Consider the following 21,003-nt stretch of genomic DNA (forward strand, 5'->3'; position numbering starts at 1 on the left):
ATGACGTCCCACCCCGCACCGCCCCCCGGACTGCGCGAGCGCAAGAAGGCCCTCACACGCCGGACGATCCAGGAACAGGCGCTGCGCCTCTTCCTGACCCACGGGTACCAGAACACCACCGTCGAGGAGATCGCCGCCGCGGCCGGGGTCTCCCACATGACCTTCTTCCGGCACTTCCCGACGAAGGAAGCCGTGGTCGAGAACGACGACTACGATCCGCTGATCGTCCGCCTCATCGAGGAGCGGCCGGAGGGCGAGGACAGCCTCACCGCGCTCCGCAACGCTCTGGTGCACGGCCTGGAGGCCGTCTATGCCAGCGACCGCGAGGCCCTCCTCGCCCGCACCCGCCTGGTCTTCGAGACGCCCGCCCTGCGCGCACGGACCTGGGACAACCAGTACGCCACCCAGCTGTTGCTGGCCGGAGCCCTGCGCTCACGCACCCCGGGGCAGAGCGAACTGGCCACTCGCGTGATCGCGGCGGCGGGCCTCGCCGCCATCACCAGCGCGCTCGCGGCGTGGGTCGAGAGCGAGGGCACCTGTGACCTGCCGTCCTTGGCCGACGAGGCCTTCCGCGCCCTGAGTCCGGCGTAGCGGACGCCGCCGGGCGGCCCGTGCGGGCAACCGCTGTGACGGAGTCCTCAACGCTTCACGGCGCCGATTCGTACGCGGCGATCCGGCGTGATCACCGTGCGGGCATGAGCTGAGGAAACCGCCAAGGTCGGTCGACCGCCCGAGGCGCGACTCGACGGCCCGCCTCAGGGCTGGCCCCGGCAGGCGAAACAGCCGGCCGGGGCCAGCCCTTGAGGACTGGTCATTTTCGCCAGAACAGGTGGTGCGTCACACCGCTGGGGCTGGGCACGACGTCGAGATGGAACCGGTCGAGCAGCTCATCGGGTGACTCCCAGAGACGTTTTCCGGACCCGAGCTTCACCGGTGAGACCGCCACGTGCAGGGTGTCGATGAGGTCGGCGTCAAGGAACTCCCGGATGGTGGTGGCCCCGCCGCCGAGCCGGACGTCCTTGCCGCGCGCCGCTTTCCGTGCCAGTTCGAGGACCGCGGCCGGGTCGCCGTCGACGAAGTGGAACGTGGTGTCGCCGAGCGTGAAGGAGGGACGCTTGTGGTGGGTCATCACGAACACCGGGGTGCGGAACGGGGGCTCGGCACCCCACCATCCGCGCCAGTCGTGGTCTTTCCAGGGCCCGCGCTGGGGCCCGAATTTGTTGCGGCCCATGATCTCGGCGCCGATGTTGTGTGCGTAGTCTCGCGTGAGGTAGTCGTCGAGGCCCCGGCTCCCTCCGGGGTCGGTGCGCATAGGCCAGCTCGCGGTGGCGCCGGCCCAGGAGAACAGCCTCTCGGGATCGACATGACCGAATGGCCTCTCGAGGGTCTGGTCCTCACCGGCACCGATCCCGTCACTCGAGACGTTGAAGTTCTGGACTCTCAGCAGCTGAGCCACGTGTTCCTCCTGTGTTGTCAACAACGATGGTGAGACTTGCCGGGCCGGGAAAACTCATCGCTGCGTTCGTGATCGGTCGGAAACCGGGCTACAGAGAGTTCCGAACTGCGAGGTTTGTGCGGTTTGGGCAGGCTCCTGTCGTGAGGGGGCGTCCGCCCCTGCGGAGCCCTTCGCTTTCTGCTGGGCAAGCGTGTGCTGCGCCGGTTTCCGTTCATGAAGGGCTGGGCGTCCTCGCGCTGGTCGTCGCCGGCTTCGTCCTGCACCCGGTCCTCCACTACGAGCCGAGCGCGGTCGCCCTCCTGGGCGCTGGCCTGCTCATCGCGATCTCGAAGGTGGAGACCGGAGAGGTCCTCGGGGAGGTGGAAGCGCTCGCCTTCTTCGCAGGCCTGTTCGTCATGGTCGGCGCCCTCATCGAGACCGGCATCGTCGGAGGGCTCGCCGACTCGCTCGCGGACGTGGTCGGAGGGGACGAACTCGGCGGCTCCATGCTCCTGCTGGGCGGCTCGGCGGTGCTCTCCGGGATCGTCGACAACATTCCCTACGTGGCCACCATGGCCCCCATCACCAGCGAACTCGTCACCGACCTGGGAGGCGACCCCGACCACGTCATGTGGTGGGCGCTCGCCGTGGGCGCCGACCTGGGCGGCAACGCCACCGCCATCGGCGCCTCCGCCAACGTCGTCCTCGGCATCGCCGAACGCAATCGCCACCCCATCAGCTTCTGGGAGTTCACCACGTACGGACTCGTCGTGACCGTGGTCACCGTCGCCGTATCCGCCCTCTACCTCTGGCTTCGCTACGTCGCCCTCGCGTAGCTCAGGCCGTGTCTCCGGGCCAGCCGAGCAGACGTGCGCCGATCATCGCGGTCTGGAGGGTGTAGCGGTTCAGCGGGTCGGCCGGGTCGGCTGCCGTGAGGGAGTGGATGCGCTCCAGCCGGTAGGTGAAGGCCCGCACGCTCAGCGAGAGGCGGCGTGCGGCCTCCGTCGCCACACAGCTGCTGTCGAAGTAGGCGGACAGTGTGTCGATGAGGGGCTGGGCACCGCCGCGCGCGGAGCGCAGGGGGCCGAGAGTGCTCTCGACCAGGTCGGCCATGGCCTGCCGGTCACGTGTCAGGACCGGGTAGACGAGCAGGTCGACGGCGTGCAGTACGGGCCCGTCGAAGCCCATGCGCTCGGCGAGGTCCAGGGCGCCGAGGGCTTCCTCGTAGGAGTGGACGACTCCGCCGGCGCCGGGGTGGGAGCGGCCGATGGCGACCTTGCCGCCGTCGGTGGCCGCGTATGCCTGCTTGGAGAAGAAGGCCAGGACGTCGGGCTGGTCCCCGGGCGCCACACAGATCAGCCGGCCCTCCTTCGTGGTCAGCAGGATCTGCCGTCCGGGGAATCGGGCCAGGACTGCCGTCTCGATGCCCCGGGCGACCCGGAAGCCGTCGCCGTACGGTTCGGGTCCGGCCGCTACGGCCACGGCGTGTGCCTGCGACAGGCGCAGGCCGAAGCGTTCGGCACGCTCGGCGAGGCGGCCGAGATCACTGCCGCCGTACAGCAGGTCGTCGATGAACTCGCGGCGCGCGGCCTCCTCTTGGCGGACCGCCTGCTGCTGGGCACGCTCGTACCCCTCCACGAAGGCGTCCACGGCCTGTTCGACGACAGCCAGCAGCGGACCGGACGGCGAAGACGAGGGCCGTACGGTCTGGGCCGCCGCCAGGTGGTCCCGTATCAGGGCGCGCAACGGGAGCCCTGCCTCCGCGGCACGCACCCCCTCCGTGCGGCGGGAGTCCAACTCCTCGCGGTTCAGGCGGCGGCCCGTGGCGCAGGCCGCGGCCAGGATGTCGGCATAGCCCGCCAGATGATCCGCCGTTGCCGTTCGGTCCGTCACGCACTTCCCCCAGTCCTGACGCGCCCATGACGCCTTCTTGACGCGGGCACCAGAGTGCCATGTGACACGGGCGGCGCCGTCCCCGGCATCAGGGGCACGTAAAGACTGCCGGTCACCGGCAGTGTGTGTTGGGTGAGGGAGCGGCAGGATCAGTGAACGGGGGAACGCACCACAGCCCGGGTGCTGCATCCTGCGCGAAGCGTTCGCCTACGGCCACGCCGAGATCGCCGAGATCCTCGACATCACCGAGTCCGCGAGCCAGCAACACCTCCACCGCGCCCGGACCCGCATCACCGCCGCGCGCCGCCGCGGCGGCGAAGTCGACCCGGCGTCCGCCCGCAGGATCGTCGAGGAATTCCTTGCCGCCGCCACCTCGGGCCGCACAGAACGGCTGGTTGCGCTGCTCACCGATGACGTGATCGCGATCTCCGACGGCGCCGGCCTGGCCGAGAAGCTGCTGCGCTACGACGCTCCGCAGCGCGTCGCCGCCGTCATGCGGGGCGGCTTCAAGCCCACGCCCGCGAAGCGGCGGCTCGCCGGCGGCACGCCCGCCATCCACTACGCGGTCGTCAACGGCGCTTCCGCCATCCTCTTCGTCCTCGGCGGCAAGGTCATGGGCGCCGTGACGTTCGACGTCACCGAAGACAAGATCGCAACCGTGCACGGCATCGCCGCCCCCGCCCGCCTCGTCCGCCTCACCGAAGCCTGGAGGCAGCACGAACCGGACATGCCGCTCATCGCCCAGTGGTGACCCGACGCCGACCGCGGCCGGGCTCGGCACCCGCGCCGCTACGAACGAACCTCCGCCGAGCTCGGCATGACGAGGTTGTCTCAGATCCGGCCATCGGGCCGGCGGGGGATGGACTCGCCGCGTCCGAGGAGTTCGGCCAGCCCGCGACGGGTGGCGGCCAGGACGACGCGGTCCTCCGGCTTGAGGACGTACTCCGGGTGCAGGTCCCAGGCCAGCCCCGACTGCCGCGACGTCCCGTCTGTGGGGGCGGAGGCGAGGTCGGGCCGGCGATCCTCCGGGGAGGCGGTGTCCAGGGCCAGGACCCGCCAGGCGCCCGGGCGGAACGACTCCGCGATGGTGCGGCCCTCCAGGTACGGATGGCCGGCCACGTCCACGGCGGCGAAGAGCAGGACCCGCCGTTCGACCGGAATGGCACCGAGGATCTGTCGGCCCATCATCGCCCCGGCGAAGGCGGGAGCGGCGAGGTGCGTCACGCTGCGACTGCGGGTCAGGGCGGTGGGGTGCGCGGCCCGCAGGGTGCGGTAGACGGCGGTCGCGAAGTCGTCCTCGTACAGGCGAAGTACGGCCCGCAGGCCGGGCTTGACCCCACGGGCGTAAAGGGCGGCCTCAAGGTTGGTGGTGTCGGAGCTGGTCAGGGCGAGCAGGGAGTGCGCCCGGCCGATGCGGGCGGCCTCCAACACTCCTTCGTCGGTCACATCGCCGATGACGACGGGCACCCGCAGTGTGCGGGCCAGCGCGAGGCCGCGTGCCTGCGGGTCGGATTCCACGCACACGACCGGGATCTCCAGCTCGCGCAGCCGGGCCAGCACCCGTGTGCCGATCTTGCCGAGCCCCAGCAGGACCACGTGGCCCGACAGTCCGCGCGGCGGCCGGCGCAGGACGGTGGCCGTGCGGAAGGCCCCGAGCGCCTCCAGGGCGGCGGCCACCAGGACCGGGAGCAGGAGCAGGCCCACGAACCCGGCCAGGATCTGGAGGACCTGGCGCTGGGTGGGGTCTCCCACTGCGGGGTCGTTGATCGCGAAGATGTCGAGCAGGGTGATGTAGGCGGCGTGCAGGGGATGGTCGCCGGTCGTCAGCCAGGACGCGACGGCGAGGGCTGCCACCGCGGCGACCATCCCGGCCATGGACCAGCGCAGCCTCCGGGAGAACAAGGAGGCCACCGGGAGCGCCCCGGCGCCGAGTCGTTGTCTCCCCTGAGCCGGGTCCGTGTGCGTGACCGTTTCGAGGGCCAGGATGCCTCGCCCCGTCGCGGCGGCGACGGCCCGGTCGTCCGGCAGCAGCTGTGGGCCGCGGTCCCCGCTGGATTCCGCGCCCTCGGCGCCTGCCGGGTCGCTGGTCGTCGCGGACAGGAGCGCCAGGGTGCACAGGCCGGGATCGGCTACCTCGCCTCTTCCCGGAGGCGTACGCTCCACCGCGCGCAGCAGGAGGCCGTCGGCCTGGACCACCTTGCTGGTACCCGCGACGGCGCTGGCGGCGAGCGCGGGCGCGGCCGTATCGGCGTCCGAGAGCACGGTCGTCGACGAGTCCAGCTCCCGCAGGTCGATACCCGGCTCCGCCACCATCGCGGCCTGGTCCAGGAGCTCCTCCAGGTGCTGGCCGAGCTTGCGGTTGTAGAGCCGGATCACCAGCCGCAGCCTCGGGTTGAGCCGGCGTGCCACCAGGGCCGCCCGGACGTTGGTGTCGTCGTCCTCGTAGACGAGTGCCAGGGCGGCGGCCCCGGCCACCCCCGCAGCGGCCAGTACCTCCTCGCCCGGCTCCGCCGCGTCCAGGATCTCCAGCTCCCGCACGGCCGGCGGCCCGCCGCCCGCGGTCCGCGCCCGTGGCAGGGGGACCCGCGCCAGCAGGCCGCGCCCGGGTGCCGCAGGGGTGCGGCCGACGCTGGGCCGAGTGTCGCGGGCAGCGGGCGCTACGAGCGTCACCCGCTCCTTGTAGACCTCCCGCAGCTCGGAGGCCAGCCGACGGGCCAGCCCGTCGTCACCGCACACGACCATCCGCCCATCAGGGGCGGGCTGTTGGGGCTGCACTGATATCGAAGACACCGCCCAAGGATGCCCTGATCGCAAAGGGGGTTCAGCCTCGGCCGTGCGCTCGTTCCGGGTCGTGCGCGGTGCGAGCCCATCCGGGGGAATCAACGGCCTGGAGGGCACCGTGGGCGTGGTGTGCGGCGAGACATGGGGGCTGACCGCTCATGAGCACCGGGCCTGGAGCAGCGGCTCTTACGCGCAGGCGATGCACACCCCGCAGCGCGCCCTGTCCCTGCGCGATGCTGAGGGCTGGCACTTCCCCTTGGATCTGGAGCGGTGGTGTGGCCCGGCGGACGAGGCGGACCGGACGGTGCTGCGCCGGTGCACCGGCCGGGTGCTGGACATCGGATGCGGCGCCGGCCGGCTGGTCGAGGCGTTGACAGGGCGGGGCCGCGAGGTCCTCGGCATCGACGTCTGTCCCTGCGCCGTGATCACGACGGTGTGCCGGGGCGGGTCCGCAGTGAGCAGGTCCGTCTTCGACCCCCTCCCCGACGAGGGCCGGTGGGGGACGGCCCTGCTGATCGACGGGAACATCGGCATCGGAGGCGACCCCCGACGGTTGCTCCGCCATGTCCGGGCCCTCGTGCACCGGTGGCGGTAGATCTTGAAGGTGATGTCGAGGCTCTTGGGCGGGGGAGCGGAGCCCGTGCGGCCGCCGGGACACCGCAGCGCGCCTGTGAGTGGCGTCCGCCGCTTGCAGCCCCGGTTTCCGGGTAGCCGCGAGGGCTCCTAGCGGCAGAACGTGGCACTGCCCGCAGGATTGACCAGCCAGCAGTCGAACGCCGCGGGCTAACCCTCTGGCCGGCGCAGCCGACGTCGCGGCCGAACTTCCGCCCCATCCCGCCCACCAAGGGCCCGAGACCGCTCAACGCGCCTTCGGTGGCGGGGCGGGGCGGCCTCCGCCCTCGCCGCCGTCTTTGCGCTCATGGCAGCGGCCCTCGCCACGTGCGCCGGTCCGCGTGGGGCAAGGCCAGCCTGCGGCAATGACCCCGCTCAGCCCCCCGAGGCCGTGCGGCGGCACCCGGTGCTGTCCTCTGCAGTTGTCCGATGGCGGTGACCACGAGCCAGGCGGGTATCGCGACCGGCGGCTTCGCTGAGGGCCGGGAGATCGACGGGGGACGAGCCAGCCAGAGATCGTGCCGCCTCGAAGGAGTCACCCGATTGCCCGCCGCCCGGACACCTGTGGGGACGGCGCGCCGGGGGCCTACCGTCGCGCGGGGTCGCGGGCTGCCAGGCTTGGCTAGAGGTTGCGACGGCGCGGCTGGAATGCGTCCTGCGGGGAGGCCCATGGTGTCGATCGAGGAGGGTGTGGCGCCCTCGGGGTCCGCTGGGGCGGCCAAGGCCGACGAGGCGGCCGCGCCCGACGAGGCGCACCGCAGGGCCGCCGTGGGTGCCCGTGTGCAGCAGGTGCTGTCGACCACCGATCACAAGGTGATCGGCTACATGTACCTCGTCACCGCGTTCGGGTTCTTCCTGTTCGCTGGGGTGCTGGCGCTGGTGATGCGGGCGGAGTTGGCGCGTCCGGGTCTGCAGATCGTCTCGGCCGAGCAGTACGACCAGCTGTTCACGGTGCACGGCACGATCATGATGCTGCTGTTTGCCACTCCCACTTTCACCGGCTTCGCCAACGCCGTGATGCCCCTGCAGATCGGTGCCCCCGATGTCGCGTTCCCGCGCCTGAACGCCTTCACCTACTGGGTGTACCTGTTCGGCGGGCTCATGGTGGTCAGCGGGTTCCTGACGGCGAACGGCTCGGCCGCGTTCGGCTGGTTCGCGTACGCGCCCCTCAACGGAGCCGTCTTCTCCCCGGGCGTTGGCGCGGACCTCTGGATCATGGGCTTGGCGGTGTCCGGCCTGAGCACCATCCTGGGGTCGGTCAACTTCATCACCACCATCGTGTGCCTGCGCGCACCGGGCATGACCCTCTTCCGGATGCCGATCTTCACGTGGAACGTGCTGTTCACCTCCATCCTGGCGCTGCTCGCCTTCCCCGTGTTCACGGCCGCCCTCCTGGCCCTGGAGGCGGACCGGAAGTTCGGCGCGCACGTCTTCGACGCCGCGAACGGCGGGGCTCTGCTGTGGCAGCACCTGTTCTGGTTCTTCGGCCACCCGGAGGTCTACATCGTCGCGCTGCCGTTCTTCGGAGTGGTCAGCGAGATCCTGCCGGTGTTCAGCAGGAAGCCCATCTTCGGGTACGTCGCTCTGGTCGGCGCGACGATGGCGATCACGGGGCTGTCGGCGACGGTGTGGGCGCACCACATGTTCGCCACCGGCGCGGTGCTGCTGCCGTTCTTCTCGCTGCTCTCCTTCCTGATCGCCGTGCCGACCGGGGTGAAGTTCTTCAACTGGATCGGGACGATGTGGAACGGCTCGCTGTCGTTCGAGACACCGATGCTGTGGTGCATCGGCTTCCTCGTCACCTTCCTGCTGGGCGGGCTGACCGGGGTGCTCGTCGCCTCCCCGCCGATGGACTTCCACCTCACCGACAGCTATTTCGTCGTGGCACACCTCCACTACGTGCTGTTCGGCACGATCGTCTTCGCCACATTCGCCGGCTTCTACTTCTGGTGGCCCAAGTTCACCGGCCGGATGCTCGACGAACGCCTGGGGAAGATCCATTTCTGGACGCTGTTCGTCGGCTTCCAGCTCACCTTCCTCGTCCAGCACCGGCTGGGAGAGCAGGGAATGCCCCGGCGCTACGCCGACTACCTCGCGGCCGACGGATTCACCCTCCTGAACACGCTCTCCACGATCGGGGCGTTCCTGCTGGGGCTCTCGACCCTGCCCTTCCTCTACAACGTCTGGCGCACGGCCCGCGACGGTGTCCGTGTCACGTCGGACGACCCGTGGGGGTGGGGACGTTCCCTGGAATGGGCGACCGGTTGTCCGCCGCCCCGGCACAACTTCCACGCGCTGCCCCGTATCCGCTCGGACTCGCCCGCGTTCGATCTGCACCATCCGGAGGTGAGGCTGCGATGAGGGCGGAAGCCTGGCTGTTCACCGGGGTCGCGGTGTTCTTCGCGGTGACCGGAGGCATCTACGCGGCACTGTCCGACGATCCGGCCGGCATCTCCGCGCTCATGGTCTCGCTCCTGATGTCCGCCCTCGTGGCCGTCTTCATGTGGCGGCAGTTCTCCCGCGACGGGCGGCGGCCCGAGGACGACGGGAAGGCGGAGGTCGCCGGAGGCGGCGACCGCCGCTTCTTCTTCCCCGCACGCAGTTACGCCCCCGTGGTCACCGCGGTGGGAGCCGCGCTGATCGGTCTCGGAGTCGTGCAGGGGCTGTGGCTGGCCCTGATCGGCTTCGGCGTCCTCGCACCGGGGGTGTTCGGGTTCGTCTTCCGCCCGCGCCGTGCGGACACCTGAGACCGGCTCTCTCAGGTCCGGTCCGCGCGTTCCCGGACGGGCTCGTCCGGTCCGGCGATCATGTCCTGTGCCCGCCGGCGGTCCTCCGCGCTGAGCGGGGACCGCAAGCGGCCCGCGTAGTACCAGCGGCTGAGGGCATCGCGCAGACGGGCCGGCCACGTCCTCCGCGCCGAGGCAGATCCGGCCGACTGGCGGGGCAGCGGGGTGTTCACCTCGTACACGGCGTTGACGTGGCGCTGCTCGGCGGGCAGCGGTACGCGCAGGGCCTCGAAGCCGCCTTCCACGCTCTCGCGCACCTCGCCGCTCTCCGTCCCGTGCACCAGCTGCTCGGCATCGCCGGCCTGAAGCGCGAGGCACAGGCGCCGGGTGAGCCAGAACGCGAGAGGAGGCAGGAGCACGACCGCGCAGCGCAGGGTCCAGGTGATGGCCTGTACCGAAATCTCGGTGATGAAGGCGGCGATGTCCTGAGCACCGGCCAGCAGCAGCACGGCGTAGAAGGTGAGGACGGCGATACCCAGGGCAGTCCGGGCGGGACGGTTCCGGGGCCGGTCGCACACATGGCGCTCGCCGTGGCTGCCGGTGATCCAACGCTCGAAGAACGGGTACGCGTACAGACCGGCGAACAGCAGACCGGGAAGCAGAACGCCGGGCACCAGCGGATTCCACATGAGCGTGTGCCCCCACAGCCGGGTCTCGACCCCGGGCATCAGGCGCAGCGCACCCTCCAGGAAGCCGACGTACCAGTCAGGCTGCGCACCCGTGGACACCACGTCCGTCCGGTAAGGGCCGTACGCCCAGACCGGGTTGATCTGGGCGAGCGCGCCGACGGCGGTGAGGACGGCGGCGGTCAGGAAGAACAGCCCGGCGGACTTCGCAACGTAGTGCGGGAAGAACGGCTGGCCCACGACGTTGCGGCCGGTGCGGCCGGGACCCGCCCACTGAGTGTGCTTCAGGTGCACCACCAGCAGCAGGTGCAGGGAGACCAGCCCCACGAGCAGGCCGGGTACGAGGAGGATGTGGACGGGATACAGGCGCGCCACGATGTCCTGGCCCGGGTACTCGCCGCCGAAGGCGAGGAAGGACAGATACGTCCCGGCCACGGGCACGGACAACATGATCCCCTGGGCGGTCCGCAGCCCCGTACCCGACAGCAGGTCGTCCGGCAGGGAGTAGCCGGCGAAACCCTCCACGAGTGCCAGCAGCAGCATGGTCACCCCGACCACCCAGTTCGCCTCCCTCGGCCGGCGGAACGCGCCCGTGAGGAACACGCGCAGCAGATGGGCGCCGATCGCGAACACGAACACCAGCGCCGCCCAGTGGTGCATCTGGCGGATCAGCAGGCCGCCGCGCACCTCGAAGCTGATGCGCAGGGTGGACGCGTACGCCTCGGAGACCTGCAGGCCGCGCAGCGGGGCGTACGGACCTGCGTAGACGGTGTCCTGCATCGACGGCTGGAAGAAGAAGGTGAGCCAGGTGCCGGTCAGGAGCAGGACGAGCAGGCTGTAGAGGGCGATCTCCCCGAGGAGGAACGACCAGTGGTCCGGGAAGGCCTTGCGCACGGTGGTCCGTGCCACCTCGGCGAGCGGCAGGCGCTCGTCCAATCCGTGGAACGAACGGCGCGCCGCCCGGCCCGCCCCCCTCGCGGCGCGGACCCGTGTCCTCTTCAGCAGCACCGTCGCCTCCGCCCGTCAGTTCCCTGCGCGGAGCATGGTCCTCCGGGGGGCGCTCCAGGGGGAGACACGCGACCGGAACGCCCGAAACCACGTGATCGGCCCCTGCCGTACAGGGCGGACCCTGGCGCCAGGGCTGCCCCGCCCGTGCGGTCAGCCATCCACGCCGGCAGAGGTGTACGGGACCCCGGCCGGGCTCGGATTCGGGGGATCCGCGCGGGCGCAGGCACTCGGACAGGATCGCCGCCGCTGCCACGGCGAGCAGCTCGGACTGCCAGTTCTACAGCGGCCGGTTACAGATGTCCGCGGCCGTCAGATGGGCCTCCCAGGACGAGGCCCATGTCGTAGTGCGACGGTCTGCGGGGTGCGCCATGCTCTCGTCCGTCTCCCGGCTGGGTTTGGCTCCGCCTGTACAGAAAGCCTGCGCTCCTGGTGAGGGCGCCGCAACGGCTGCTGCGACGCCAGGAGCCCGTGGGCGCTGCCGTGACCGGCCCTGCACCGGCAGCGGGAGACGCCGGTCCTGCTGTTGATCGGCTGTCACCGCCGATCGCCACCATCGCGGGCAGTCAGCGAATGTGTTGGTGGCTTCCCCCTGAGTTGACCTCTGTCCCCTACCGGGCGGCGTGTCGTCATTCGGGTGGGCGTGGCCCTGGGCGCACACTTCTCGCATGCCCGAGCACGAGGCGCAGACCAACCCTCCCGAACCGCTGTTGCAGGTGATTGCCAACCTCGCGCGGTTCCATCGAGAACACGAGCAGTTCTACGCGCAGGCTCCGCTGCGGCAGGCAGACGAGCTTCAGGCGCGGTCCCGGGCACTGAAGTCGCTGGCAGGCCGGTGGAGCGTGATCGACGTCGGTGAGTCGGCAGGGAATCCGTTCGCCGGGGCGGAGGATCTGAATGCCCCCGGGCTCGTCGCGGAGTCGGGGATCCTCTTCATGGAGGGGGAGGACGAGCCCGCCGAGCTCCTGCGGCTGAAGCGGGATGTCAGGGAGCTTGCGGAAGACAGCGAGCAGACCGGAATCTGGCTGGCGCACGCCATGGAGCAGGCGTGGGAGGCCGTCGGCCTGCTGGCCGCCTATCCGGCGCTTGCCGACCTGCTCGGCGAGCGCCACCGCATCATTGCCAACGACTGGCAGTCGGCGGGGTTGCTGGCACTGGTTGCCAGGCTGCTGCGCCGCTCGCTCGACTTGTTGGGCCGGGTCACGTTCTCGCCTGCGGCGCTGCGGTCCGACCTCCGGTCCGAGCGGAACGCCCCCGCCTACCTCTACTCGGCGTCCGAGCTGCTCGACCGAGCGGCGGACCTCCTTGCGGAATCGGCAACACTCGTGCGCGACAACGAGCGGCGCTGGCGCGTGTTCGGCGCCCGGGTTCGCCGGCTGCGGTCCGGGTGAGGCGGGTCCCTCATGGGACTGCCACCGAGAGGGACGAACGCGGTGTGCTCGTGTACCTGCCGCGTCGGATCCGTTGTCGATCCGGTCACCGCGCTGCCCGCGGGTGACCGATGACCCGACGACGTGCCCGCCGGTACCCGAACCAACCATCACGTGGTCGACTACGGGATAGAGGCGGGTGGGCCGGCCCGTTGGGTGGGTCCGCAGAGCACGACCCAGTGGGCGACCTCCGTCGCGTCCGGACCCATGGGGTGGGGCGGATGCCGCCTCCAGTGCGGCGCCCATGGACCGAGCGAGGCCGGGGGACGTGCCGGAACAACGGCCCGCGCGTCTTCCGGATGGTTGTCAGGCCAGGGTGAGGAAGAGCTTTTCGAGTTCTGCCTCGGTCATGGGGGCCTGGCTCTCGTCGGCGCTGTTCATGCACTGGCGCATGCCACTGGCGACGATTTTGAAGCCGGCACGGTCGAGTGCCTTGGAGACGGCGGCGAGCTGGGTGACGACGTCCTTGCAGTCCCGCCCGGCTTCGATCATGGCGATGACACCGGCGAGCTGCCCCTGGGCTCGGCGCAGTCGGTTGAGGACTGAGCTGACCGCCTCGTCGTCGACCTTCACCGGGTACCTCCTGATTGGTGTGCCGTTCGTCTCCATGGTACCCCAGGGGGTATTTGTCTCCGGGGTCAGTGGTCGAGGAGGGCTGCCAGTGTGGCATCGAGGTCGCCATGCCGCGGCCGGTTGTGGGGGAGTTTGGCGAGGACGGCTGCCATGCCGCAGCTGTTGGTGAGGGCGGAGAAGGCCAGTCCGCCGGCGACGGCGGCGGAGACGAGCTGGAAGGCGGGGTGGAGCAAGCCGAGCCCGAGGCCTGCCAGGACGAGAGCGCCGGCGGTCAGGCGGACCTGGCGTTCTATGCCCCACGTAGTGCGCGAGCCTTGCTCGGGGTGGTGGAGGTCATGGCCCGCGGCGGCCCAGGCGCCGGTGCCCCCGGCGAGGGTGGCGGTGTCGGTTCCGTGCTCGGCGAGCGTCTTGCAGGCGCTGTCGGAGCGTGCTCCGGAGGCGCAGACCACCAGGATGTCGCCGCGGTCGGCGGCGTGGTGGATGGCGGGGAGGGCACGCGAGATCTGATCGAGGGGGATGTTCAGGGCGCCGGGCAGGTGGCCTGTGGCGTATTCGCCCGGGGTGCGGACGTCGAGGACGGTGAGCTCGTGCAGGCGGGTGAGGGCCTGTTCGGAGCTGAGGGCGTGGGGAGTGCTCATGGCGGACGGTCTCTCCTGCTGGATGTTGGCGGTGGGGGTGGCCGTGGGGACGGACCCGCTGTCAGCGGATCGCGTCGGTGAGCATGAAGGCCGCGACGGACAGCAGCACGACAGCGAAGACGCGTTGCAGGGCCGGGCCCTTGATCGAGGCGGACAGGCGCTTTCCGTCCCAGGCGGCGAGGATCGCCGCCCCGGTGAAGGGCGCGACGACTGCCCAGTCCAGAGGCCCGGCCCCGCCGGTACGGACGGTGAGTGCGGCGAGCGAGTTGACGGTGATGACGAGCAGGCTGGTCCCGATGGCCGCCCGCATCCTCAGACCCAGCACTCCTACCAGGGCGGGGACGGCGAGGAATCCGCCGCCGACGCCCAGGAATCCGGTGACCGCCCCCAGGCCCGCGCCGGCTCCGGCGGCGCGTCCGGGGCGGACCGGGCGGACCTCGTTCTGGGGTGCGGGGGACTTGAGCATGCGCAGGGCCGCGAGACCCGCGACGGCTGCGAACGCGGCGGTGAGCAGCTGTCCGGGCAGTCGTGCGGCGAGGGCGGCTACCGCCATGGCGGGAGGGATGCCGGCGGCTGCGAAGAGGGAGCCGGTTCTCCAGCAGACGTTGCCGGAGGTGGCGTGGGTGTAAAGGGCAGTGGCGGAAGTGGCGGTGACGATGACGAGCGACGCGGTGGTGGCGGCGGCCGGGGTGAAGCCGAGCAGGTAGATCAGTGCCGGGACCGCGAGCACGCTGCCACCGCCCCCGAGGGCGCCGAGTGCCAGGCCGACGACGGCTCCTGCGACCAGGGCGAGGACGAGCATGCTCACGCTATCGAGCCGCTGCTTCCGTGGCCGTCGACGACCGGCAGTCCCGCCGCGGCCCAGGCGTTCATGCCGCCCTTGACGTCGACGGCCTCGGCTCCGCGTTCGGTCAGGATTCTCGCGGCCCGCTGGGACCGGTGTCCGGAGCGGCAGATCACCATCAGCGGCCGCCCTTGGGCGGCCGGGGGCAGGCCGGCGCCGGCCAGCAGGGCGGAGAGCGGGGCGTGCACGGCGCCGGGTGCGTGCCCGGCGGTCCATTCCGCCCGCTCGCGTACGTCGAGCAGGACGGCGCCCTCGTCTCGGGCGCGCTGATGGGCATCGGCTGGAGTCACGCGGGCGGGGCCGCGCCGGAAGAGGAACATCATCGGGTCTTTCTCTCGTCGGGAACGGGGAGGGCGAGCCGTCAGCTGTCGGAACGGGGTCCGGTGATCATCGGGAGGCCCGTGCTCCGGGCGGCGTCGAAGGAGTCGTCGACGGCCACGACATCGCGTCCGGCGGCGTCGAGCAGGGAGGCGGCGATCCCCGCGCGCATTCCGCCCGCGCAGTGGACCCACACCACTCCGGCCGGCAGCTCGCGCTGGCGTCGGTGGAGCTGGTGGATCGGGATGTGCACCGAGTCCTTGATCCAGCCGTCCGCGCGTTCCGAGTCCCGCCGTACGTCCAGCACGATCCGGTGCTCGTAGGGGTCCAGGGCGGCGAGGTCGGCGAACGTGGCCCGCGGGAAGCTCCGCAGCCCTTGGTTCGCGGAGATCCACTCGGCAGGCTCTCCGGTGGCAGCGGCGGCCGGGCGGTCGATCCCGACCCGGGCCAGTTCCCGCTGAGCCTTCGCCAGCTGCTCGGGGGATTGCGCGAGGAGCGTGACGGGCTTGCCCCAGGGGATCAACCACGCGAGGTAGGTCGCGATCTTCCCGTCGGCCTCGAAGTTGAACGATCCGGCTACGTGCCCCCGGGCGAACGCGATGCGGTTGCGCAGGTCGACCACCCACTCCCCGGCCGCCAGGCGGGCGGCGATGTCGGCGGCGTCCGCCAAGGGAGGTGCGGTGAGGTCGACCGGAGCCGGACCCGCGGCGTTGGCCGGGCCCATGTGGACGTAGTAGGCGGGTACGTCGTCGAGCCCGGCCAGCAGGCCGGCGACGAAGGCGTCGACGTCTTGGACGAGGGCGTCGTTGCCCGCCTTCTCCTTGCCGATGGTGGTGACGTCCCCGTCGGCCTGGGCGAAGGAGCAGAAGCTGCCGAACCCGTGGGTGGGCAGGACCTCCGTCTCGTCCGGAAGCTCGGCGGCCAGCCGCTGCGCGGAAGCGTGCTGGGCGCGGGCCAGCTCCTCGGTCAGCCGCGGTTCGACCAGGTCGGGCCGCCCCACCGTACCGATCAGCAGGGAACCCCCGGTGAACACGGCGACGGCCGCACCCCGCTCCTCCAGAACGTAGGAGGTGTGGTGCGGGGTGTGGCCGGGGGTGGCCAGGGCCCGCAGCGTGATGCCGTCGTCCACGGCGAAGGTGTCGCCGTCGTGGACGGGGGTGCGGTCGAAGGACACCCGGGCCGCGGCGGGCACCAGGTAGGCCGCGCCGGTGAGGCGGGCCAGGTCCAGGCCGCCGGTGACGTAGTCGTTGTGGACGTGCGTCTCCACGACGTGGGAGATCCGTACCCCGCGCCGTGCCGCAACGGCGAGCACCTGGTCGACGTCGCGCGGCGGATCCACCGCCACGGCCGTGTGGGCACCGCCCGCCAGGTAGCTGCGGTTGCCGAGCCCTTCCAGTTCAAGGGTGTCGATGAAGAACACGCTGTCGCTCCTTCTCGTGAAGACTACCCCCGGGGGTATGTCTCGAGCGTAGCATTAGTACCCCCGGGGGTATTTTCGGTGGCGCCGTGGGGGCCGTTCCCGGCTCACTGCGCGTCGGTCCGGGCCAGGGCACAGACTGGTGGGATGGGCGCCATGGACGCGATCGAGCTCAGAGGACTGACCAAGCGGTACGGGGCAGTGGTCGGGGTGGAGGAACTCACACTCGGCATCGGTCCGGGCGAGGTGTTCGGCTTCCTCGGGCCGAACGGGGCGGGCAAGACCACCACCCTCAGATGCCTGACCGGCTTGCTGCGCCCGACGGCCGGGCACGTGCGGGTGCTGGGGATGGACCCGCTCGCCGATCACCGCCGGGTGGCTCGGGAACTCGGCTATCTCCCGGGTGAGCTGCGGCTGTACCCGGAGCTCACCGGGGCCCAGACCCTCGACCTGCTGTGTTCCCTCCAGGGTCGGCCCTGCACACGGCGAGCCGAGCTGTGCGAGCGGCTGGGACTGACGCCCGCGGTCCTGCGGCGCACGGTCGGCGGGTACTCGCGCGGTATGAAACAGAAGCTGGGCCTGGTGCAGGCGCTGCAGCACGATCCCCGGCTCGTGGTGCTGGACGAGCCGACCGAGGGGCTGGACCCTCTGGTGCAGGAGACGTTCTTCGAGCTGATGGAGCAGGCAGCCGCCGACGGCCGCACCGTGCTGTTGTCCAGCCATGTGCTCCCGGAGGTGCAGCGGGCCTGCGGACGCGTGGCGATCGTCCGGGACGGGCGCCTGGTGACGGTGGAGAGCGTGGCCGCCCTGCGGGAGGCGCGTGCGCGGCGGATCCGCCTGACTTTCGGTGACGGGAAGGGGGCACGCGTTTTGGGGCGCGCGGAGCAGTGGGTGCCCCGCTGGGAAGGCGACCGGGTCGAGCTGCTCGTACCCCCGAGCGAGGTGGTGGGGGCACTGCGCGAGCTGCTGGCCCTGGGGGTGGCCGACGCCATCGTGGAGGAGGCGGGTCTGGACGAGGCGTTCCTGGATCTGTACCGCAACGGCAAGACGGAGGGGGCGGCGCCGTGAAGACGCGGTGGCCCCTGCTGTGGCTGGCACTGCACCGGCGCCGGCGGATGCTGATGGCCCTGGTGGTGGGGATGGTCGTCTTCGAGGCGCTGATCGTGGTGGTGGCGAACACGATCGCGCCGGGCCAGCTGTTCTCGGCGGGCGGGAAGGGCCCGCCGTCGGCGTACCGGGCGTTCAGCGGGTCGGGCGGGGACGTCTCGATCGCGAGCTATCCCGGGCTGCTCGGGGCCGGACTGGTGCATCCGTTCTGGATCGCCATGCAGCTGACCGCGATCGGGGCGCTGGCCGCGGCCGCGGTGGCGGCCGACGTGGAATCCGGGACGATCGAGCTGATCATGGTGCGCCCCGTGAGCCGCAACCGGCTGCTCGCGGAGCGGACGGCCGCCGTGGTGATCGCCGCCCTCGCTCTGAACGCCGCGGCGACGCTGACGGTGGCGGCGGGCGTCTGGCTGTCGCCGGACATCCACCGGGACGTGCCGCTCAGCGGTGTGTTCGCCGCCGGGCTGATGGGGTGCGGCTTCGCGCTGTGCCTGGCCGGACCGGCTCTGGCCGTGTCCGCATGGGGGAGCCGACGCGCCCAGGTGATCGGTGCGACGATCGCGATCGGGGCGGTCGGCTTCGCGGTGAACTTCATCGCGCTGGCCTGGTCGAAGGCGGCGCCGCTGCGGTTCATCAGTCCCTTCCACTACTACACGCCGGGTGACGCACTGGCGCAGGGCCACGTGCTGTGGCCGCAGTTGGGCGTTCTGGTCGGGGTCGGAGCGGTGGGGCTCATCCTGGGCCACGCGTTGCTGATGAAGCGGGACCTGGCCCCGTAGTGCAGGGACAGCGGTCAGGGGGATGCGGGGCCTTCGAGTCGGGAGTGCACACCGACCACGCCTTCGACAGCCCGGGCGAGGCGAGTGGCCACGGGGATGAGGTGAGGGTCGCGGGTCCTGCCCCTCAGCGTGACGACGCCGTGCGTCACCTCAACCGTGATGTCATGTTGCGAGAGCGGGAAGAGCCGCTCGACGACCTCGCGGCGGACTTCGGCGGTCAGGTCGTCGTCGGAGCGAAGGAAGACCTTCAGGAGGTCGGCGCGGCTGACGATGCCGAGGAGAGTGCCGTCGGCATCCACGACCGGGAGACGCTTGATGCGGCGGTCGGCCATCAGCCGGGCAGCCTGGGGGAGCGTGGCGTCGGGGCGGATGGTGACGGCCGGGCTTGTCATCAGCTGCTCGGCGCGGACCGATCCGGCCTTCGCGGTGTCGCCGAGGCGGCGCATCTGCTCGATGAGGCTCGGTCCGTGTTCGTGGAACTCCTCCTTGGTGAGGAGGTCGGCCTCGGAGACGACGCCGACGACATGCGCTTCGCCTTCGATGACCGGGACCGCGGTGACCTTCCAGCGCTCCATCGCGGTGGCGATCTCCTTGAATTCGGCGGCGGGCGTGACGGTGACGACGGTCTTCGTCATGACGTCGTTGACGGTGTACGGGGTGGAGGTCATGGCTGGTCCTCAGCGGGCGTAGGCGAGGGGCATGTCGCTGTGGTGGGGTGCGAACAGGTCGAGGATCCGGGTGCGGGCCGAGTCGAGCCGCCGGGCGATGACTGCGGCCACAGCGGCCGATAGGCAACGGCCCACGGCGGGGTTCTCGTCGCAGAGCTTCCGTACGGCCCCTGCGTCGAATTCGAGTGCGCGGACGGGGTGGGTGGTGACGGCGCCCAGGTGCCAGGCGCAGGGCGGGACCATCCAGGACCAGCCGAGGAGCTCTCCCGAACCGAGGGTGTCGATGACGGCGGCCTTGTGCCCGGGGACGTGCAGGTCGAGGTCGACCGTGCCGTTCTCGATGATCCAGAAGCGGTCGGCCCGTTGTCGTTCCTGGAAGATGCGGGTTCCGGCGGGGATGTCCACGCGGTGGGCGTGGGCGAGCAGGGCCTCACGCGCTTCGGGTTCCCTCTCGCCCAGGAGAGTGTTCATGGTGTGCCTCCAGCCCTTCACCTTCAGGCTCGCGCCGGTCCTCGGGGTGCGGGAGGGTCTCGCGGTGCATACCGCAGGGCCCGTACGGCCCGGGTCAGCGGACCAGGACGGCCTCCCCGGGCTTGGGTACGACGGCCGTCCAGCCCAGCTCGCGGTCGATGCGGTCCCGTAGGGTCTCGGCGGCGGTCTCCTCGCCGTGGACCAGGTAGGTGGTGTGCGGGGCGGGGGCGGCGCGCAGCCAGTCGATGATCTGGTCGGCGTCGGCGTGGGCGGAGAAGTGGGGTACGTCGGCCACCTCGGCACGTACGGGGATGTACTCGCCGAACATCTTGAGGGTGCGGGCGCCGTCGACGAGGTCGCGGGCCCGGGTGCCTGCGGCGGCGAAGCCGACGACGACGACGGCGTTGCGAGGGTCGGGCAAGAGCCGGTGGAGGTGGTGCAGGACCCGGCCACCGGTGGCCATGCCGGCGGAGGAGACGATGACCGCGGGGCCTGTGGTGCTGTTGATGGCGATCGATTCCTGGACGGTGCGAGCGGCCAGGAAAGGCTCCGGGCTGAACGCCGCCTCGCCCTGGGCCAGGACCTCGGGCCGCAGCTCAGGAGAACGGGAGCGCAGGGCGTCCCGGTAGACGTCCAGGGCGGCCAGGGCCATGGGGCTGTCCACGTAGACGGGTACGCGCCGGGGCAGCGTGCCGTCGCGGCGCAGTTCGGCCAGCTCGTGCAGGACGACCTCGGTCCGGTCGATCGCGAACGCCGGGATGACCACGGTTCCGCCACGCGACAGTGTTCGGGTGATCACGGCAGCGAACTCGCGCCGCGCCGTCTCGTGGTCGTGGCGGCGGTCGCCGTAGGTGGACTCCATCAGCAGCACGTCGGCGCCGGAGAACGGCTCCGGGGGCAGCAGCAGGGGGTGCCCGGGGCGGCCGAGGTCGCCACTGACGGCCAGGGTGTGGCCGTCCTCCAGCGTGAGGTGGGCCCAGGCGGAGCCGAGGATGTGCCCGCCGTGGTGCAGCCTCAGCTTCGTTCCGGCCATGATCTCGATCTCGCTCCCGACTTCGACCGGGTCGAAGAACTTCAGCGTGTTCTCGACGTCCGTGTCGTCGTAGAGCGGCTTGGCCGGGCGGTGCTTGGACCAGCCGTGGCTGTTGGCGTGCTCGGCTGCCTCCATCTGGAGGCGGGCGCTGTCACGGAGCACGATCTCGACGAGCCGGGCGGTCGGGGCGGTGCTCAGGATCGGACCGCGGAAGCCGTGCCGGACCAGGCGCGGCAGATAGCCGCAGTGGTCCAGGTGAGCATGGGTGAGGACCACGGCGCGGAGGTCGGAGGCATCGAAGCCGGGCTTCTTCCAGTTGCGACGGCGCAGGTCCGCGAAACCCTGGAAGAGCCCGCAGTCGACCAGGATGCGGGCGTGGTCGCTCTCGATGAGGAACTTGCTGCCGGTGACCGTGCGTACTGCACCGAGCAGCCGCAGGAGTGCGGGTCTGGGCGAGGTGGCAGCGGGGCGCGGGGCTGTCTCGGACATGACCCGCCCTCCCTTCGGTAAGGGGATCCGGTTCTCACCATTGCACCGCGTGTAAGGGCCGGCAGGGGGCCGACAGGCCCTGCCGGGGGACCGACCGG

General features: G+C 71.1%; 20 protein-coding genes and 1 pseudogene. 9 read left to right on the forward strand and 12 right to left on the reverse strand.

The annotated features are described in order from the left end of the window. Positions 1–591 carry a TetR/AcrR family transcriptional regulator gene (locus tag OG332_RS42735; RefSeq protein WP_327418488.1) on the forward strand — a complete coding sequence of 197 codons (591 nt, stop codon included), beginning with the start codon at positions 1–3 and terminating at the stop codon, positions 589–591. A gap of 220 nt (positions 592–811) precedes the next feature. Here the strand turns inward: OG332_RS42735 and OG332_RS42740 are convergent, their stop codons facing one another. Then, positions 812–1,456 carry a dihydrofolate reductase family protein gene (locus OG332_RS42740; protein ID WP_327418489.1) on the reverse strand — a complete coding sequence of 215 codons (645 nt, stop codon included), beginning with the start codon at positions 1,454–1,456 and terminating at the stop codon, positions 812–814. 140 nt (positions 1,457–1,596) lie between these two features. Between OG332_RS42740 and OG332_RS42745 the strand changes: the two genes are divergently transcribed. Further along, complete coding sequence (locus OG332_RS42745; protein WP_327418490.1) at positions 1,597–2,271, forward strand: SLC13 family permease; 675 nt, start codon at positions 1,597–1,599, stop codon at positions 2,269–2,271. Position 2,272: 1 nt separating this feature from the next. Here OG332_RS42745 and OG332_RS42750 read toward each other — a convergent pair whose 3' ends face one another. Beyond that, complete coding sequence (locus OG332_RS42750) at positions 2,273–3,328, reverse strand: PucR family transcriptional regulator (protein ID WP_327418491.1); 1,056 nt, start codon at positions 3,326–3,328, stop codon at positions 2,273–2,275. Between the two features lie 187 nt (positions 3,329–3,515). On the opposite strand from OG332_RS42750, the pseudogene OG332_RS42755 reads away from it, so the two are divergent. Continuing rightward, a pseudogene (locus OG332_RS42755) lies at positions 3,516–4,079 on the forward strand (sigma factor-like helix-turn-helix DNA-binding protein); the annotation flags it as partial. Between the two features lie 80 nt (positions 4,080–4,159). Here the strand turns inward: OG332_RS42755 and OG332_RS42760 are convergent. Beyond that, positions 4,160–6,070, reverse strand: coding sequence for a potassium channel family protein (locus OG332_RS42760; protein WP_327419541.1), 1,911 nt, complete (start codon positions 6,068–6,070; stop codon positions 4,160–4,162). A gap of 109 nt (positions 6,071–6,179) precedes the next feature. On the opposite strand from OG332_RS42760, the gene OG332_RS42765 reads away from it, so the two are divergent. The 3 genes from OG332_RS42765 to ctaF all read left to right on the forward strand — a co-directional run bounded on the left by OG332_RS42765 (position 6,180) and on the right by ctaF (position 9,468). Then, positions 6,180–6,704: a hypothetical protein gene (locus OG332_RS42765; protein WP_327418492.1), complete on the forward strand. Its 525-nt coding sequence runs from the start codon at positions 6,180–6,182 to the stop codon at positions 6,702–6,704. Positions 6,705–7,390: 686 nt separating this feature from the next. Next, complete coding sequence (gene ctaD, locus OG332_RS42770) at positions 7,391–9,082, forward strand: aa3-type cytochrome oxidase subunit I (RefSeq protein ID WP_327418493.1); 1,692 nt, start codon at positions 7,391–7,393, stop codon at positions 9,080–9,082. After that, complete coding sequence (ctaF, locus tag OG332_RS42775; protein ID WP_327418494.1) at positions 9,079–9,468, forward strand: aa3-type cytochrome oxidase subunit IV; 390 nt, start codon at positions 9,079–9,081, stop codon at positions 9,466–9,468. Before ctaD ends, ctaF begins: the two co-directional genes overlap by 4 nt. Before the next feature lie 11 nt (positions 9,469–9,479). Here the strand turns inward: ctaF and qcrB are convergent, their stop codons facing one another. Next, a complete protein-coding gene (gene qcrB, locus OG332_RS42780; RefSeq protein WP_442816302.1) occupies positions 9,480–11,141 on the reverse strand; it encodes a cytochrome bc1 complex cytochrome b subunit in 1,662 nt (553 codons plus the stop codon). 665 nt (positions 11,142–11,806) lie between these two features. Between qcrB and OG332_RS42785 the strand changes: the two genes are divergently transcribed. Beyond that, a complete protein-coding gene (locus tag OG332_RS42785; protein ID WP_327418496.1) occupies positions 11,807–12,529 on the forward strand; it encodes a hypothetical protein in 723 nt (240 codons plus the stop codon). 345 nt (positions 12,530–12,874) lie between these two features. Here the strand turns inward: OG332_RS42785 and OG332_RS42790 are convergent, their stop codons facing one another. From OG332_RS42790 to OG332_RS42810, 5 genes are all read right to left on the reverse strand, one after another. Beyond that, the gene (locus OG332_RS42790; protein WP_327418497.1) at positions 12,875–13,141 is read right to left on the reverse strand and encodes a metal-sensitive transcriptional regulator; all 267 of its coding nucleotides are present in this window, start codon (positions 13,139–13,141) and stop codon (positions 12,875–12,877) included. A gap of 65 nt (positions 13,142–13,206) precedes the next feature. Beyond that, complete coding sequence (locus tag OG332_RS42795) at positions 13,207–13,779, reverse strand: rhodanese-like domain-containing protein (RefSeq protein WP_327418498.1); 573 nt, start codon at positions 13,777–13,779, stop codon at positions 13,207–13,209. 61 nt (positions 13,780–13,840) lie between these two features. Then, the gene (locus OG332_RS42800) at positions 13,841–14,587 is read right to left on the reverse strand and encodes a sulfite exporter TauE/SafE family protein (protein WP_327418499.1); all 747 of its coding nucleotides are present in this window, start codon (positions 14,585–14,587) and stop codon (positions 13,841–13,843) included. Further along, positions 14,584–14,943, reverse strand: a complete 360-nt coding sequence (locus OG332_RS42805; protein WP_327419542.1) for a rhodanese-like domain-containing protein — start codon at positions 14,941–14,943, stop codon at positions 14,584–14,586. Before OG332_RS42805 ends, OG332_RS42800 begins: the two co-directional genes overlap by 4 nt. A 41-nt stretch (positions 14,944–14,984) precedes the next feature. Continuing rightward, positions 14,985–16,361 carry a rhodanese-like domain-containing protein gene (locus OG332_RS42810; RefSeq protein WP_327418500.1) on the reverse strand — a complete coding sequence of 459 codons (1,377 nt, stop codon included), beginning with the start codon at positions 16,359–16,361 and terminating at the stop codon, positions 14,985–14,987. Between the two features lie 144 nt (positions 16,362–16,505). On the opposite strand from OG332_RS42810, the gene OG332_RS42815 reads away from it, so the two are divergent. Further along, on the forward strand, positions 16,506–17,426 hold the full coding sequence (locus tag OG332_RS42815; RefSeq protein WP_327418501.1) for an ABC transporter ATP-binding protein: 921 nt from the start codon (positions 16,506–16,508) through the stop codon (positions 17,424–17,426). Then, complete coding sequence (locus tag OG332_RS42820) at positions 17,423–18,244, forward strand: ABC transporter permease subunit (protein ID WP_327418502.1); 822 nt, start codon at positions 17,423–17,425, stop codon at positions 18,242–18,244. Before OG332_RS42815 ends, OG332_RS42820 begins: the two co-directional genes overlap by 4 nt. Before the next feature lie 14 nt (positions 18,245–18,258). Here the strand turns inward: OG332_RS42820 and OG332_RS42825 are convergent, their stop codons facing one another. The 3 genes from OG332_RS42825 to OG332_RS42835 form a co-directional block, all read right to left on the reverse strand. Further along, a complete protein-coding gene (locus tag OG332_RS42825; RefSeq protein WP_327418503.1) occupies positions 18,259–18,912 on the reverse strand; it encodes a CBS domain-containing protein in 654 nt (217 codons plus the stop codon). A 9-nt stretch (positions 18,913–18,921) separates the two neighbouring features. Next, on the reverse strand, positions 18,922–19,383 hold the full coding sequence (locus OG332_RS42830) for a cyclic nucleotide-binding domain-containing protein (protein WP_327418504.1): 462 nt from the start codon (positions 19,381–19,383) through the stop codon (positions 18,922–18,924). Positions 19,384–19,477: 94 nt separating this feature from the next. Further along, on the reverse strand, positions 19,478–20,905 hold the full coding sequence (locus OG332_RS42835; protein WP_327418505.1) for an MBL fold metallo-hydrolase: 1,428 nt from the start codon (positions 20,903–20,905) through the stop codon (positions 19,478–19,480). Between the last annotated feature and the right edge of the window lie 98 nt (positions 20,906–21,003).

The organism is Streptomyces sp. NBC_01233 (genome assembly GCF_035989305.1).
Lineage (GTDB): Bacteria > Actinomycetota > Actinomycetes > Streptomycetales > Streptomycetaceae > Streptomyces.